Genomic DNA, 15,474 nt, shown 5'->3' on the forward strand with positions numbered 1-15,474 from the left:
TGATCCCGCTGGGAGCGCGCCCGGCCGGGCAGGACGCGGTGGCCGGCCCGGCGCGTCGCGGCGTACCGCGGTGCAGCGCGGGTGGTCAACACACTGCGACTTCTACCGACGGACCCTCGACCCGGTCCCCCGGGGCGGGCGATACTCGGGACCATGAAGCGACCCCAGAAGATCCTGACCCTCGGTTCCGCCGCACTGCTGAGCGCCTCGTTGCTCGTGGGCTGCGGGAACACCACCCAGAACCAGGCCCCCGCGCAGAACGACGCGACCCAGGGCGCCGGGGACGCCACCGCGGCGGCCACCGGCACCACGCAGGACGCGGCCACGCCCGACGCGACCGGTGCATCCCCGTCCGACACCGCGTCCGCCACGGACAGCGCCTCGCCGTCCGAGAGCGCCTCGCCCATGAGCAGCGCGTCCGGCAGCGCGAGCCCGAGCGGTTCGGCGTCCGGCCCGGCCGTCAACGGCGGGCAGGCGGCCGCGCTGGCCGCCGTTGACTCCGCGCTGGCCCAGCACCAGGGTGGTGACGTGGTGGAGATCGACTACGACCGCCGCGCGGACAAGTTTGAGGTGGACCTGATCGCGGACGGTAACGCCCACCAGGTCACGGTGGACGGCACGGGCAAGAACGTCCAGGAGGACCGTGCGGACGGCCGCGCGGATGAGGACGACGTGGCCGAGCTGCGTGCCGCGTCCGTGGGCGCGAAGGACGCGATCAAGCGGGTCTTCGAGTCCGCCGAGTCCGAGTCGGGCACCAAGGTGCTGGACGAGGCCTCCCTGGACGAGGACGACGACGTCGTGCGCTGGGAAGTCGAGCTCGACATCGACAACCGGGACAAGGAGTACACGGTCAACGTGCAGAACGGCAGCGTCACCGCGCGCTGACGTCCCGGGGCGCCGCTTACATACCGTCTTGCCACCCACGCCTGTCGCTTCGTGGGGAGGAGGCGGGGGCGGATCACCGGGGACGCCCCTATGAGCCGCTGACCGAGCGCCCCGCTGCACACTGACAGCGGGGCGCTCGGTGATCGCGTCGTGACTGCGACGCCGTATCAGGGCAGCGACGCGGCCAGTTCCACGGCCTCACGGATCGCGCGTTTCGCGTCCAGTTCCGCCGCCACGTGCGCGCCGCCCACCACGTGCACGGGGCGCTCCCCGTTCTCTCCCGCGAGTTCCCGGGCGAGCTCGGCGCGGGGTTCCTGGCCCGCGCACAGCACCACGGTGTCCGCGGGGATGATCCGTTCGATCCGGTCCCCGGTGTCCGGGTGGCCGGTCTGCGACGCATCCCGCTGCGCGGGCGCCAGGACGTGCACGCCCTGTTCGTCGATCCGCACGTACTGCACCCCGGTTACGAACTCCACGTCCGCCATGCGCAGTTCGGCGCGGTGGATCCACCCCGTGGTGGTGCCCAGTCGCGCTCCGGGCTTACCGGCGCTGCGCTGCAGCAGGGTCACGTGCCGTCTCGGTTTCGACGGCGCCGGGGCGAGCAACCCGCCCCGCGCTTCCAGCGAGCGGTCCACTCCCCACTCGGTGTAGAAGTCGGAGTGCGGGTCGTGCGTGAGGAAGTGCGCGACGTCGAAACCGATCCCGCCGCCGCCGACGACCGCCACGCGCTCACCCACGGGGGCGCCGGCCAAGACGTCCTTGTACCCGAGCACCGTGGGGCCGTCCTCCCCGGGGATGCCGGGGACGCGCGGGGTCACGCCGGTGGCGACGACCACGCGGTCCGCGAAGGCCACGTCCTGCGCGGTGGCGGTGTGCCCCGTGCGCACGGTGACCCCCAGCTCGGCCAGGCGCGTGCTGAAGTAGCGCACGGTGTGGGCGTAGTCCTCTTTGCCCGGGATGCGCAGCGCCAACTGGAACTGGCCGCCCAACTCCGGTTGCTCCTCGAACAGGGTCACCCGGTGACCCCGCTGCGCCGCAGCCTCCGCGAAGGCCAGCCCGGCCGGTCCGGCACCCACCACCGCGATCCGCTCCGCGGTGCGCGTGGGGCCCAGCACCAGCTCGTCCTCGCGCATCGCGCGCGGGTTCACGAGGCATGACATGCGGCGGCCGGAGAAGGTGTGGTCCAGGCACGCCTGGTTGCACGCGATACACGTGTTGATCTCCGCGGGGCGCTGCGCGCGGGCCTTGGCCACGAATTGCGGGTCCGCCAGGAACGGGCGGGCCAGGCACACGAGGTCCGCGTCCCCGCGTTCGATCACCGCTTCCCCGATTTCCGGGGTGTTGATCCGGTTGACCGCGGCCACGGGTAAGCTCAGGTGCTCGCGCAGTGCCCTGCTGACCCATGTGAACCCCGCGGGCGGCACGCTCGTGGCGATCGTGGGGATCCGGGCCTCGTGCCACCCGATCCCCGTGTTGATGATCGACGCCCCCGCGGCCTCGATCTCCCGGCCGAGCTCCAGGACCTGCGCGAACTGCTGGGCGTCCGGCACGAGGTCCAGCGCGGAGAGCCGGTACATGATGAGGAAGTCCGGGCCCGTGGCCTCGCGCACGCGCCGGACGATCTCGGTGGCGAACCGGCGGCGAGCGGCGTCGGACCCGCCGTACCGGTCGGTGCGCTCGTTCGTGTGGGCCACGAGGAACTCGTTGATCAGGTATCCCTCGGAGCCCATGATCTCCACGCCGTCGTAGCCCGCGCGCTGCGCGAGGTGCGCGGCGTTCGCGAAATCCTCGACCGTGCGCTCGACCTCCGCCGTACTCAGCTCGCGCGGCGTGACCTTGTTGATGGGAGCGCGGATGGGCGACGGCGCCACGGCGTCTTCGTGCATCGCGTACCGTCCGCTGTGCATCAGCTGCAGTGCGATCAGCCCGCCCTCGCCATGTACCGCGTCCGTGACCGTGCGGTGGGGGCCCAGTTGGTCCTCGCGGCTGAGGTGCGCACCGCCGCGGCGGGCAGCGCCCTCCGGGTTGGGGGAGATCCCACCCGTGACGATCAGCCCGGCGCCGCCGCGCACGCGTTCCACGTAGAACCGCGCGAGCTCGTGCTCACCGCCCGGGACCTCCTCGAGGCCGGTATGCATGGACCCCATGATCACGCGGTGGGGCAGGGTCAGCGACCCCACGCGCAGCGGGGACAGAAGATGGGGATAGGAACTCATCCGATACTCCAGGTCTCAGGTATTTCTTCCACCCTAGAGCCCGTGAGCTGGATCACCAATCCGACCGGGCCGTGGCAGCCACAACTGGACCACGGACCACGCCACCGCCGTGAGGGGGTACCGCCAGGGCGGCGCCCACGACGCCGTCCACGAGCGTGCCGAGCGCGATGCTCAGCAGCACCACGAGCGCGGCCCACGGTCCCGTGGTCACGAGGGCCACGAGAGCGGCCAGCGCTGCGGCGACAATCGGGCCCACGATGGGGATGAACGCTCCCAGGGACACGAGCATGGTCAGCGGGGCCGCGAGCGGCACACCGAGCAACCACAGCCGACCGCGATCGCGAGCATCTCGATCACCGCCACCGCAGCGGTGCCCCGTACGTAACCACCCAGGGTGCGCACGGTGTCCCGGTCGGTCCGGCGTAACTTCTCGGTGTGGCGCGGCGGGAACCAGTTCAGCAGGAAACCCCCGATCCGTTCGGCGTCCGCGGCGGGATGGGTCGAGGGGTCGGTTCAGGCGGAGTTCACAACCCGCATCCGGGCCGCTCGCAGATTCCCGCTCGCGTTCCGTCAGCGGGGTGTCGTGCCGCCGCACCGTAGAGGCGCTCCGGGACCAGAGCGCCGTCGGTCCGATCCCCCGGGCACCCCGAGGCCACGAGCGCCCCAGGGCGGTGGCTCCCGTGTGACCCCTGGTGCAATGCTCGCGTCCTTGTTATTCTGAATACATCAAAATAAGACGGCATGGTGTGGTTCCACCCCGGGACCACCGCCCCACGAGGAGGTTGTCATGGCCAAGAAATCCACGAAGAACGCCAACTACACCGTTCCGGGTCTCACCACGGAGCAGGGCCACGGTGTGGCCGAGATCCTGCAGCAGCGGCTGCACGCGCTCAACGACCTGCAACTGACCCTCAAGCACGCCCACTGGAACGTGGTGGGTCCCAACTTCATCTCCGTCCACGAGATGCTGGACCCGCAGATCGAGGAGGTCCGCGGGTACGTGGACGAGCTCGCCGAGCGCATGGCCACCCTGGGTGTGCCGCCGAACGGTCTGCCCGGCGCCATCGTGGCCGAGCGCACGTGGGACGATTACGACGTCCAGCGCGCCTCCGGCGTGGAGCACCTCGCGGCACTGGACCTCGTCTACGACGGCGTCATCACCGACCATCGGGATGCCCTGGCCCGCATCAGCGACGTGGATCCCATCACCGAGGACATGCTGATCGCCCAGGTCCGCGGGCTCGAGCTCTTCCAGTGGTTCATGCGCTCGCACATCGAGTCCGATGCCGGCGTGTTGGAGAACTCCGTCGCCCGCACGGAGAAGGACGCCGCCAAGGCCGTCAAGCGCGGCCGGGTCGCCAAGAAGAAGTAACCACACATGTAGTAGAAGGACCCCTGGATCCGCATCATGCGGGTCCAGGGGTCCTTCCTCTGCGGTCGGGTGCCGCCGCACGCTGTCGTATGCCTGGGAGAACGACGACGCCACTTGCGGTCACCCTGCTAAGGCGGCGCCGCGCCGTCGTCGCCGGATGGGCGACCGCGGGTCAGAACGCCAGGTTGAACACCCACACGCCCAGGGTCATGGTCGTGGCGGTGATCAGGACCAGGGCGATCAGGTTGAGCCCGATCCCGCCCTTGATCATCTGCCCGATGGTCACGTACCCGGAACCGAACGCGATGGCGTTGGGCGGGGTGGCCACCGGCAGCATGAACGCGCACGTGGCGGCGAGCGCCACAGGGATCGCCAGGAGCATGGGGTCCACGCCGATCCCCATGGCCACACCGCCGGCCACGGGCAGGAACGTGGCCGCGGTGGCCGTGTTGGACGTGAGCTCGGTGAGCAGCAGGATGCCGCCGGCCATGATGAGCACGAGCAACACCACGGGCAGTCCGCCGAGACCCTGGGCGCGCTCGCCGATCCACTCGGTGAGCCCGGAGGTGGAGAACTGCGCGGACAGGGCCAGGCCACCGCCGAACAGCAACAGCACGCCCCACGGCAATTTGACCGCGGAGTCCCAGTCCAGCAGGCGCACGCCCGGTGCCGCACCGGCCGGGCACAGGAACAGCAGCAGCCCCACGGCCATGGCGATGCCGGCGTCGGAGATGATGGGATCCGCGAAGAGCACCGGCACGAAGACCCAGGACAGCGCGGCGAGCACGAAGATGGTCAGCACACGCTTCTCACCCGGGGACATAGGGCCGAGCTTGGCGAGTTCGTCGTTGATGAGTTCCTTGCCGCCGGGGATCTCGGTGATCTCGGGCTTGAACAACACCTTGGTCAGCAGCACCCAGCACAGTGCGAGCAGCACCACGGCCAGGGGCACGCCCACGAGCATCCACTGACCGAAACCGATCGTGATGTCGTGCGCGTCCGAGAGGTAGCCGGCCATCAGGGTGTTGGGCGGGGTGCCGATGATCGTTCCCAACGAACCGATCGACGCCGCGTACGCGATCCCGAGCATCAGCGCGGTGCCGAAGTTGGACTTGACGATCTCTTCCTTGACCTCGCTGTCCTGGGGGTCGATCTCCTCCGGGGCGGGCGCGGCGAAGGTGCCCTGCGCGGCGTCGGCACCGGAACCGATCTTGGTCACGAGCAGCAGCACGGACACGCCGATCGGCAGCATCATCACGGCAGTCGCGGTGTTGGACACCCACATGGACAGGAAGCCCGTGGCCACCATGAACCCCGCGATCATTTGTGTGGGTTTGGTACCGATCACCTTGACGGTGAGCAGCGCGATCCGCCGGTGCAGGTTCCAGCGCTGCATCGCGAGCGCGAGCAGGAACCCGCCCATGAACAGGAAGATGACGTTGTTGCCGTAGGACGCCCCGACGGCGTCGAACTTCACGTCCGTGCCGAGCGTGGGGAACACCACCAGGGGGACCAGGGCGGTCGCGGGCAGCGGCAGGGCCTCGGTCATCCACCACACGCCCATGAGCACGGCCGTGGCGGCCGTGAGCCGGGCGGCATGGGGAACGTCCTGCGGCATCAGGGTGTAGACGAGCACCGCGAGCAACAGACCGCCCGCCAGGCCGATCCAGCGCACGGTGCGGGTGCGGGGTTTCTCCGCCTCCGCCCGCTCGCCCGGGGACTGGAAGTCCACCTCCTCACCGCGGTGAGGGTCCGGGTCCATGTTCTGCAGGTGCGCGCCGGGTACGGCCGGGTGACTCATGATGTCTCCACATCGTTGTGGGGAAAAGGTCGGTCATCCCAGCGTACGGCAGCGCGGCTCAGCTGACCGTGGCCACCCGGATGGTTTCGGGCAGGGCCTTGATGGCCGCCACGACGTCCTCCGTGACACCGTTGCCGCAGTCCGTGACCAGGTAACCCATCTGCCCCTTGGTCACGAGCTGCTGGCGGTCCACGTTGATCCCGTGCTCGCCGAGCACCGCGTTCACGCGAGCCAGCACGCCGGGCAGGTTGCTGTGGATGTGCAGCAACCGGGTGCCGTGGATGTGGGGGTCCAGCTGCACCTCGGGGAAGTTCACGGACAGGCTCGTGGTGCCGTAGCGGCAGTAGTCGATGAGCTTGCCGGAGACGAAACCGCCGATGTTCTCCTGGGCCTCCGCCGTGGAACCACCCACGTGCGGGGTGAGGATCACATTGGGCAGCCCCTGCAGCGGGGACTCGAACGCCTCGCCGGCGACCTTGGGTTCGGACGGGTAGACGTCCAGGCCCGCCCCGGCCAGGTGGCCGGAGACGAGGGCCTCGCGCAGGGCCTCAATGTCCACCACGTGACCGCGGGACAGGTTGAGGAACAGGGAACGGGGGCGCATCTGGCGGAACTGCTCCCGGCCGAACATGTTGGTGTTGCTCTCGCGCCCGTCCACGTGCAGGGTCACGGTCTCCACCGTGTTCAGCAGTTGCTCCAGGGAATCGCACTTGGTCGCGTTGCCCATGGCCAGGCGGTCCACGATGTCGTAGAAGTAGACGTTCATCCCGAAGGCCTCCGCCACGACCGACAACTGCTTGCCGATGTTGCCGTAGCCCACAATCCCCAGGGTGCGGCCCCGCACCTCGTGGGAGCCCTTGGCGGACTTGTCCCACACGCCCTGGTGCATCCCGGAATTCTTGTCCGTGAGGTGACGCGCCAGCGCGATGATCTCACCCAGCGCGAGCTCCACCACGGAACGCGTGTTGGAGTACGGCGCGTTGAACACGGCCGTGGCGGTGTCCGTGGCGGCGGTGAGATCGATCTGGTTGGTCCCGATGCAGAACGCACCCACGGCCTTGAGGGTGGGGTGCGCCTCGAACACTTCGCGGGTCACGCGCGTCTTGGAGCGGATCCCCAGCAGGTCCACGCCGTCCAGCGCGGCCATCAGTTCCTGCGGGTCCAGGGCACCCTTGCGGGTCTCTACCTCGAAGCCGCGGCTGCGCAGCGAGTCGACGGCGTCGGTATGAATGTTCTCGAGCAGTAAGGCCTTCACCCGTCCATCCTATGGGGTGGGGCGCGGGCGCCCCGTTTCACGACGTAGCATTCCGGGTCACCCCCGAGCGCGGCGCTCGCGCGCGGGGTGACCCGGCGGCGTCGTCCTCCGGGACCGCGCCGTCCGCTCAGTCCCGGTACGCGCCCAGCAGCTTCTCGACGACGGCGCGCATCCCGTACTCGCGCGCGATCGTGTCCGCGGCCGCCCGACCCGCTCGCCGTCGCCGCTCGGGATCGGCGATCAGCTGCGCGAGGGCATCTTCGAGGGATGGCTGAGTGTCGTCCACGACCGCGCCGGACCCCGTTCGCGCGACCGTGGGCGCGAGCCCGCACGTGTCCGTTACGACCACGGGCAGTCCCGCGGACATGGCCTCGAGAACCGACATGGGGTACGGCTCGTGGACGGAGGGCAGGACGTACACGTCCGATTCCGCCATCCACCGCGCCGCGCCCGCGGAGTCCACCGGGCCGGCCCACGTGAGGCGCTCGCCGAGGCCCGCGGCCGCGATCGCCGCGCGCACCGCGTCCCCCTGGCCCTCATCCGGGCCCACGAGCGTGAACGTGGCGCGCGGGAACCGCTCGGCCAGGGATCGCGCGGCGGCCACGAACGCGAGCGGACGCTTGCGCTCCTGCAGACGCGCGAGGAACAGCACGCGACACTCGTCGTCTTCCCGCGGCACGCGGGGGCGCGAGGATACGGGCATCCCATTGTGCAGTTCCATGAGGTTCACGGGCCCGCGGGCGACCTCGGTGAGGTCCTGTTCCTCCTGAGGGGTGAGATAGCAGACCCGGTGCGCGTCCCGCAGCACCCGCCGGGTCAGCAGGGCGTCCAGGGGCCCCGCGAGGGGATTCTCGGACGGGTCGATCATCCCGTGGGTCTGCAGGACGGTTCGGGTGCCCGCGCGCTCCGCGAGCCACGCGGCCGGCAGGGTCAGCAGGTCACGCGCCGTGTGCACGTGCACCACGTCCGCGGTCGGCGCGACCCGGCGCAGCCACGACAGCATGGCCGGCGATGTGAGACCCGCGAAACCCGCACCCGGCAGGGCCTGGACGGGACGGAAGAGCTGCGTGCGCACGCCGTCGCGTTCGGTGGGGAGGGGCGCGCCCAGATCGGAGCCGGTCGCGGCGAGGATCACGTCGTGTCCGGCGTCGGCGAGCGCACGACACTGGTTGAGGGCCACCGTGGTGGGCCCGCCGTACGCGTTGGTGCCCGAGACCAGGGCGACGACCTGCAGGATCCGCATGCCGCTCACGCCTTCGTGGCCACGGGGGCGAGCACGCGCGCCCCGGCCGGGACGTCCCGCGTGATGAGCGCGGTGGCTCCCACGACGGCGCCCTCGCCCACCGTGACGCCGCGCAGGACGGTGGCTCGCAGGGCGATCCATGCGCCGTCGGCCACGGTGATGGGGGCGTTGTCGAACTCGAAGGCCGGGTCGTCCGCGCGGTGGCTGCCCGTGCACAGCATGGCGCCCTGCGACACGCACACGTCCGATCCGATCGTGATGGGCTCCAGGTTGAGCAACCATGCGCCCACGCCGATCCACGAGTTCTCGCCCACGGCCAGTTTCCACGGCCAGTGGATCCGCACGTCGTGGCGGATCAGTGTGCCCTCCCCGATCTGCGCGCCGAAGGCCCGCAGGATGCGGGTGCGTACACTCGGCGGGCACAGGACGGACCGCTGCAGCGGTTCCGCCACGAGGGCCCACGCGGCACACTGCAGCGTTCCCCGGCCCTTGTCGTAGCCGCGGCCGGTGAAGGTGGCCAGGCGTCTCGTCGTGTGTGTCATGGTCTCTCCCTTGCCCGGGACCGCGATGGCGGTGCGATGGTCGTGGTCTGCGTGCCGAGGTGCGTGCCTCGGCGGTCTTCTCATGGGTCGTCCCGGCGGTACACCGGGGTGGAATACGCGATGCTGCCGTCCTGCCCGACGGCGCGCGCGACCGTGAAGCCGTGCGCCGGGGTGGCGACGTCCTGCCCGCCCACGATGCTCTGCGGCGGATCCTCGTACGTCACGTCCTGCTGCCCCACGGCGAGGCCGGCGGGCCACGTGTTGTGCAGCACCTCGAGCGAGCGCACGGGCTCGCGCGCCGTCAGCCGGAGGGACCGGGCGTCGGCGTCGCGGGGCGGTGGCGCCACGAGGTCGGTGAACGCCGCGCTGCGAGCGGAGGCGAGCGAGTAGTACGTGCGGCGGGCGGGCTGCGGGACGGCCGGGTCCTCGGGCGCGTAGACGACGACCGGCGCCCCACGGGTGCTGCTGAGTCTTCGCCCGGTTCCGTCCGTGACGTCCACGACGGCGTACACCCAGCTCCCGGCGTCCGCCTCGATTCCGCGATCGAGCACCGCCGCCCCGGCTTCGCCCGCGGCGACCGTGACGGGGTCGGAGCTCGCGAGGTCTCGCTCGTCCCGCGCGATGACGCGCACCCGCACCCGGACGGGCTCCGCGCCGTGGTTGATTACCAGGCCCTCCGCCAGGACGTTACGACCCTCGATCAGGAACTGGGGGGACGTCACGTATCCCACGGGGTCCCGGGTGGGCGGGGTCTCGCCGCGGAACTGCGCCGCGAAGTGGGCCGTGAGGTCCGCGCGCGTGGTGCCCCAGTCGGTGGTCGGTTGCACGGCCGTGCGTTCCACGACGTCGTTCCAGGTCACCGCGGTGGCCCACCCGGCGCCGGCGTCGCGTTGCAGCTGCCACTGGGAGCGCCACAGTTCGGTGGCCCGAGCATCCACGTACCCGCCGTTGGTGGTCTCCCGGTTGTACCCGGGCAGGATCCCGCCCGCGAACGCGGTGTCGTGCTCGCGGGCCCAGCGGGCGACGTCGGGAAGGATCATGAAGTCGTGGTCGTCGAAGAGCCACACCGCCTCGAAGAGTCCGGCGTACGGGTCCACGGCGGCCGCGTCGAAGGCATTGTCGTTCTGGCTCGCGGCGGTGCGCAGCTCGGCCACGACGTAGACGGCGATCCCGTCCCGTTCGAGACCGCGGCGGCACGCGAGCCAGTCGTCGGGGGACAGCGCACGGGCGTCGTAGACCCACACGACCAGCGCGTCGTCAATCCGCGCGGCGGACGGGCGGTCCTTCGCCGCGGCCACGTACTCCCTGATCAGGGACTCGGCCCCGGAGCGGGACGTAGCCTGGATGCACGCGGCGACCGCGAAACCGCGGGCCCCGTCCTGCCAGGTCGGGTCCGCCGCCGCCATCCAGTCGGTGACGAAGTCGTCACCGGAATTGACGTCCTCCAGCAGCAGGATCTGCATCCCCGTGAGACCCGCGGCCCGGGCCTGGTCGAGCTGCGACTGCACGAGCTGCGGGTATGGCGTGCCCGCCGGGGCGAGGAAGAGTGGGCGCTCGCTGCCGTAGTGGGTCTGCGGATCCTCGCTCAGCGGCAGCCCCTGGGGCACCATGTGCGCCCAGACCTGTCGGTCGGGCAGGGAATCCGCGCCCCGCGTCCACGTGGTCCGGTCCGGATCCTCCCCGCAGGACGCGGCCAGCAGGACCGCCGCGGATCCGGTCAGGACGAACAAACCGCGGCGCGTGACGGAGACTCCCCGTGACGGGGCCCGCTCATCCCGCATCGATGACTGCATCCTCACGCACCCCGTCCGCGCGGTGCCATCGCGCGAGCCGCGCGGACCGGCGCTGCAGATAGCGCGCGGTCCAGGGCCGGACGAGCCGGTCCAGGACGGTCACCAGGATCATCATGGACACGATCCGACTGACGGCGCGCGTGTTGTACTGCGTGATCATCACGACCATGAGCAAGGACATACCCAGCACCGCGGAGAGGAAGAGCACCATGGTGGGGTGGGGGTTGGACGCCACGCTCTTGAGGCAGATACGCACCACTAGGGCCCACACGAGCGTGAAGAGCAGGAGCACGAACCCGCCGAAGCTGGCCCATTCACCCAGTGCGGAATACGGGATGAACTCGTGGACGCGCATGTGGAAGAGGATGTCGTACCAGCCCACCATGGATCCCGGGCCGGGGTTGAGCGAAATGAGCATGTCCGACGCCGTGATCCCCTGCTGCCGGCTCACGAAGATCAACAGCGGGACACTGAACCCGAAACTGCTCGTGGTGGTCACCAGGGACTTCCCGAAGAACGCGGGGTCCTGGAGGATCTTCTCCATCGCGTGGGCGTAGGGGATCAACCCGTGCATGTTCAGTTCACGGCAGTAGAGCGGGATGGGCAGCAGGATCACGGTGATGATCGCCGTGCCGAGCCAGCCCAACCAGGACATCTTGCCGCCTGCCAGGAACTTGCCCACCATGTAGAGCAGGATGACGCCGGCGAACACCCGCGTGGCGCACGCGAACAGGACCACGAGCCACAACACCATGGCCACCCGTGCCAACGTGGGATGCTTCACGGACAGGAACCCCGCCGCCAGCACGGCCGCCGGTTGTACCACGCTCACGGCCGAGACCAGTGGTGCGGGTGCCACGAACTCCAGGTACCGGGGCGCCTCCAGCAGGTAGTGACCCTTGGTGAGGATCATCAATGCCAGGGTCCCGAACGTGACCAACAACCACAGCCAGGACAGTGACCGCACTTGGGCGCCCACCGTGTGGATGAGCGAACGCCAGGAGACCGTGGCCCCCGGGAGGGGGACCAGCAGGGCCAGGATCAGCCCCGCGATCGCCCAGGACACCAGGCGCGCAGCGTCCTCGTGGTCGTAGGCACCCCACACGGGTGTGAAGGGGCTGGGGATCGTCACGACGGAGTGGTCCAGAAAGTACACCGTGGATGCCCAACTGACCAGCAGGAAGAGGATCAGTGTCAGGACCGGGACCCGGTCCAACGTGACGGCACGCTGCCAGTTCACGACGCCGTGTAGCTCGAGTGGTTCACCGCGGTGGCTCCGGACGGGTGCCGGTGGGAGCCGGGTCGCCGTCCGAGTGCCTGCGCCAGGGCGATGCCGGCCACGGTCCCGATCCCGGAGCCGATCAGGGCCCAACGCTTCACGCTGGGCTTGTTGTCAGACGTGGCGGCCTCCGCCTGCTGGACGATGGCCACGTCCACCTGGGACATGCCCTCGCTCTGGGGCGAGAACTGCCGGATGGAGTCCCGCAGGCCGGTCGCGAGGTCATCGGCGATGGCCGCGCTGCGCTGACCGTTGGTGTCCGTGTACGCGAGCTTCACGAGGCTCGAGCCGGCGGGGACCTCCACGGAGAGGTCCTTGGCGATGTCGTCCGTGCTCCGGTCGTGATCCGCGGCCTCGTTGAGCACGCTCGAGGTCATGGCCAGGTTGTTGTACGTGGGCATGTTGCTCAGGATGTACTGCGACACAGATTCGGTCTGACCGCTCGGCAGGTTCTGCGCCGGGGTCACCATCACGGTGGTGGTCGATGTGTAGGTCTGTGGTCGCAGCGCCGCCGCGAGCCCTCCGACGAGCGCGCCGAGCACGATGGTGCTCAGGACGACGGCCAAGAATTTGGCAACTGTATTGCGTGCACGTGAAGACACGTGATCCCCCAATTTCCTCTGTGCTCCCGTCAGCCCGACGAGAGCACACCCCTTTGATTAAATTTGTCGTCCTGAATGTGGACTAATCTTTATCTAATTACCCCTGTTTAGGGGACAGGATTGACTTCGATCCGCGGGCTGCAAATTCCCGTGGGCGGTTCGCAGAACCCCCTGGAAACAACCCCTACAGCCCGCTACATCCGCATGATACCGGGGGTGAAACCGGTGTGCCGTCTCCCTGGGCCGCGGATGCCTGTAACCATGATAGCCTCCATGTTGATCTATTGGTTATATGACAAAGAATTTGTCAGCAATTTCTCACTCCGGGGAGCCTCGACGGGTGGAGTGGGATGTGGTGACGGGGGAAGAGGACCACCATGCCCAGGCTTACTGTCATCATGCCCGCCTATCGGGCGGGCGCCACCGTGGAGAACGCCATGCGTTCCACGCTGCGGGCCATGCCGCGGGACGCGGAGTTGGTGGTGTCCGTGGACGGCCCGGACGCCGAGACCGAACGTGCGGCCCGCCGGGTGACGGACCGCCGCGTCGTCGTCCGGACCGATGCCGTCAACCGGGGGACCGTGGCGTGCATGCGCCGGGCCTTGGAGTCCACGGACAGCGAGCTCGTGGCCCGCATGGACTCGGACGACATCTCCCTGCCGTGGCGTTTCCGGGTGGGCTTCCGGGCCGTGCGCCACGCGGACATCGTGTGCGGCACGGGGATCCGCTTCGGGCGGGGGATGCTCCCGCGCCCCGGGTACCCGGGCAGTCTCACGACCCGCGAGATCGGACTGCTGCTGCCGTTCGTCAACCCCCTGTTCCACTCGAGCATGCTCGCCACCCGGGAGGCGCTCGTGGCCGCGGACGCCTACGCGCGGCCCAACACCGCGGAGGACTACGTCCTGTGGCTCGACGCCCTGCGCGCCGGGGCCCGGATCGTGAAACTGGCCACCCCCGTGGTGGCCTACCGGTTGAGTGAGAGCCAGCTGTCGAGTTCGGACACCTACCTGGAGCGCATCGTCTCCGACCCCGAGATCCGGCGCGCGTGGACCGCGTGGGCCCACGCCTCCGGGCGGCCGTGGCTCGAGGCCAATGGCGGGGTCCCCGGATCCATCCGGGGCACGCGGGAACAGCTCGAGGGCATCGTGGCCGGGGTGCGCCCCGGGACGCGGCACTACGCGCGGCGTCAGTTGGCGAGAGCCGCCACCCTCATCCCGGCACCGGCATGCTGAACCAGATCAAGTCGCTCATTGAGCGCGCGATCCCGCGGATGTCCTCCGCGATCGTGATCCTCACGCTCGCCGCGTTCACGTCCCCGCATTACGTGGGAATCTACAACGTGGTGACCCTGCTCTACACGGCCATCCAGGTCACGATCGACTCCGGGGCCCGGTTCGCGGTGATCCGTGTGCTGACCGAACCCGGGGGCATGAAGATCATGAACCGCTACCGGGTGATCATGCCCGTCCTGGCCTTCGTGATCCTTACCGGGCTCATGCTGTTCCTGCTGCACAACGGGACGCTCGAGAACTGGGGCGAGTTCTTCCAGGTGCTGCCCGTGGCGCTCGCGCCCGGTTTCGGGGCCCTGGGTCTGCTGTACGTGGGCACGCTGCAGGCCACCAACCAGTGGGGGACCCTGGCCCGGATGCAGTTGCGGGCCTCCCTCGTGGGTCTGCTCGTGGGCGGGACCATCCTGGTGCTGACCCACTCGCTGCTGGGCCCGGCCCTGCAGCTGGCCGTCACGGAGGGCATGTTCGCCCTGCTGTGCTGGCGCCGTGCGCGCCGTAACACCCAACCCCTGCCGCACTCCACGCCGGGCGAGCGTTCGATCCTCTCCGACATGGGCACGATGTCCGGCTACGCGCTGGTGTCCTGGTTCCAGGGCCAGGCCGAGCGACTGTTCATGGCCGTGTTCGCCGGCACCGCCGTCCTCGGTACCTACACCGCGGGCAGCGCCGTGGGCCGCGCCCCGGGGGACGCCCTGGCCGCGTCCACCGCGAACGTGGTGCGCGTGGGGATTGCGGACAAGGAGACCCCGGAGGAGATCCGGAGCGCGAGTGACCATTTGTTGCTGCGCGCACTCATGCTCGCGTTCGCGTGCGTGCTGATCGCCCTCACGGCGAGCGTGGTCCTCACGCCCCTGCTGGGTGGCGACTGGAAACCCGCGATGTCCATGGTGCCGTTCATCGCCATGGTGTCCTTCCCCGTAGTGCTGTCCTGGGCGGCCTCCGTGCTGCTCGTGCGCACCGGTGCGGCCTGGAAGACGTTCGTGGGTCCGGTGATCGGCGTGGTCTTCGGTGCGCTGATCGCATGGGTCGCGTCGTTCGACCTGCACCTCGCGGCCACGCTGCTGGTCATCCGTGAGTTCGCCGTGGTCCTCGTCGCATACGTCCTGGTGGGACGCAGTGCGCCGTGGCGGTCGTTCCTGGTGGCTGCGGTCCTCTCGACCATCGGGCTGGCGGGCTGCTGGCTCCTGGTGGCGTAGG

At 69.7% G+C, this 15,474-nt stretch carries 13 protein-coding genes; 4 read left to right on the forward strand and 9 right to left on the reverse strand.

Features of this window, described 5'->3' with window-relative positions; all coding sequences use genetic code 11:
• Positions 1-153 precede the first annotated feature (153 nt).
• On the forward strand, positions 154-885 hold the full coding sequence (locus RF646_RS09020; RefSeq protein WP_368835770.1) for a hypothetical protein: 732 nt from the start codon (positions 154-156) through the stop codon (positions 883-885).
• Positions 886-1,052: 167 nt separating this feature from the next.
• Here the strand turns inward: RF646_RS09020 and RF646_RS09025 are convergent, their stop codons facing one another.
• Positions 1,053-3,101, reverse strand: coding sequence for an FAD-dependent oxidoreductase (locus tag RF646_RS09025; RefSeq protein WP_368835771.1), 2,049 nt, complete (start codon positions 3,099-3,101; stop codon positions 1,053-1,055).
• Between the two features lie 52 nt (positions 3,102-3,153).
• Positions 3,154-3,414, reverse strand: a complete 261-nt coding sequence (locus tag RF646_RS09030; RefSeq protein WP_121544250.1) for a hypothetical protein — start codon at positions 3,412-3,414, stop codon at positions 3,154-3,156.
• A 474-nt stretch (positions 3,415-3,888) separates the two neighbouring features.
• Here RF646_RS09030 and RF646_RS09035 point away from each other — a divergent pair, with 474 nt between their 5' ends.
• Complete coding sequence (locus tag RF646_RS09035) at positions 3,889-4,473, forward strand: Dps family protein (RefSeq protein WP_368835772.1); 585 nt, start codon at positions 3,889-3,891, stop codon at positions 4,471-4,473.
• A 172-nt stretch (positions 4,474-4,645) separates the two neighbouring features.
• Here the strand turns inward: RF646_RS09035 and RF646_RS09040 are convergent, their stop codons facing one another.
• The 7 genes from RF646_RS09040 to RF646_RS09070 all read right to left on the reverse strand — a co-directional run bounded on the left by RF646_RS09040 (position 4,646) and on the right by RF646_RS09070 (position 12,952).
• Positions 4,646-6,274, reverse strand: coding sequence for a DASS family sodium-coupled anion symporter (locus tag RF646_RS09040; RefSeq protein ID WP_368835773.1), 1,629 nt, complete (start codon positions 6,272-6,274; stop codon positions 4,646-4,648).
• A gap of 58 nt (positions 6,275-6,332) precedes the next feature.
• Positions 6,333-7,529, reverse strand: coding sequence for a phosphoglycerate dehydrogenase (serA, locus tag RF646_RS09045; RefSeq protein WP_368835774.1), 1,197 nt, complete (start codon positions 7,527-7,529; stop codon positions 6,333-6,335).
• Positions 7,530-7,656: 127 nt separating this feature from the next.
• Positions 7,657-8,772 (reverse strand): glycosyltransferase, encoded by a 1,116-nt coding sequence (locus tag RF646_RS09050; protein ID WP_368835775.1) that lies wholly within the window; start codon positions 8,770-8,772, stop codon positions 7,657-7,659.
• Between the two features lie 5 nt (positions 8,773-8,777).
• Entirely contained in the window at positions 8,778-9,314 is a 537-nt protein-coding gene (locus RF646_RS09055) for a putative colanic acid biosynthesis acetyltransferase (protein WP_368835776.1), read from the reverse strand.
• Between the two features lie 80 nt (positions 9,315-9,394).
• Positions 9,395-11,044, reverse strand: a complete 1,650-nt coding sequence (locus RF646_RS09060) for a hypothetical protein (RefSeq protein WP_368835777.1) — start codon at positions 11,042-11,044, stop codon at positions 9,395-9,397.
• 40 nt (positions 11,045-11,084) lie between these two features.
• Positions 11,085-12,347, reverse strand: coding sequence for a hypothetical protein (locus RF646_RS09065; RefSeq protein WP_167318912.1), 1,263 nt, complete (start codon positions 12,345-12,347; stop codon positions 11,085-11,087).
• Positions 12,344-12,952, reverse strand: a complete 609-nt coding sequence (locus RF646_RS09070; RefSeq protein WP_368835778.1) for a YveK family protein — start codon at positions 12,950-12,952, stop codon at positions 12,344-12,346. Before RF646_RS09070 ends, RF646_RS09065 begins: the two co-directional genes overlap by 4 nt.
• Positions 12,953-13,365: 413 nt before the next feature.
• Between RF646_RS09070 and RF646_RS09075 the strand changes: the two genes are divergently transcribed.
• Entirely contained in the window at positions 13,366-14,220 is an 855-nt protein-coding gene (locus RF646_RS09075) for a glycosyltransferase family 2 protein (RefSeq protein WP_368835779.1), read from the forward strand.
• A complete protein-coding gene (locus RF646_RS09080; RefSeq protein ID WP_064845616.1) occupies positions 14,214-15,473 on the forward strand; it encodes a lipopolysaccharide biosynthesis protein in 1,260 nt (419 codons plus the stop codon). Before RF646_RS09075 ends, RF646_RS09080 begins: the two co-directional genes overlap by 7 nt.
• The last annotated feature ends 1 nt before the right edge of the window (position 15,474 follow it).

Origin of the sequence: Kocuria sp. CPCC 205261 (assembly GCF_040981025.1) — a bacterium.
GTDB lineage: Bacteria > Actinomycetota > Actinomycetes > Actinomycetales > Micrococcaceae > Kocuria > Kocuria marina.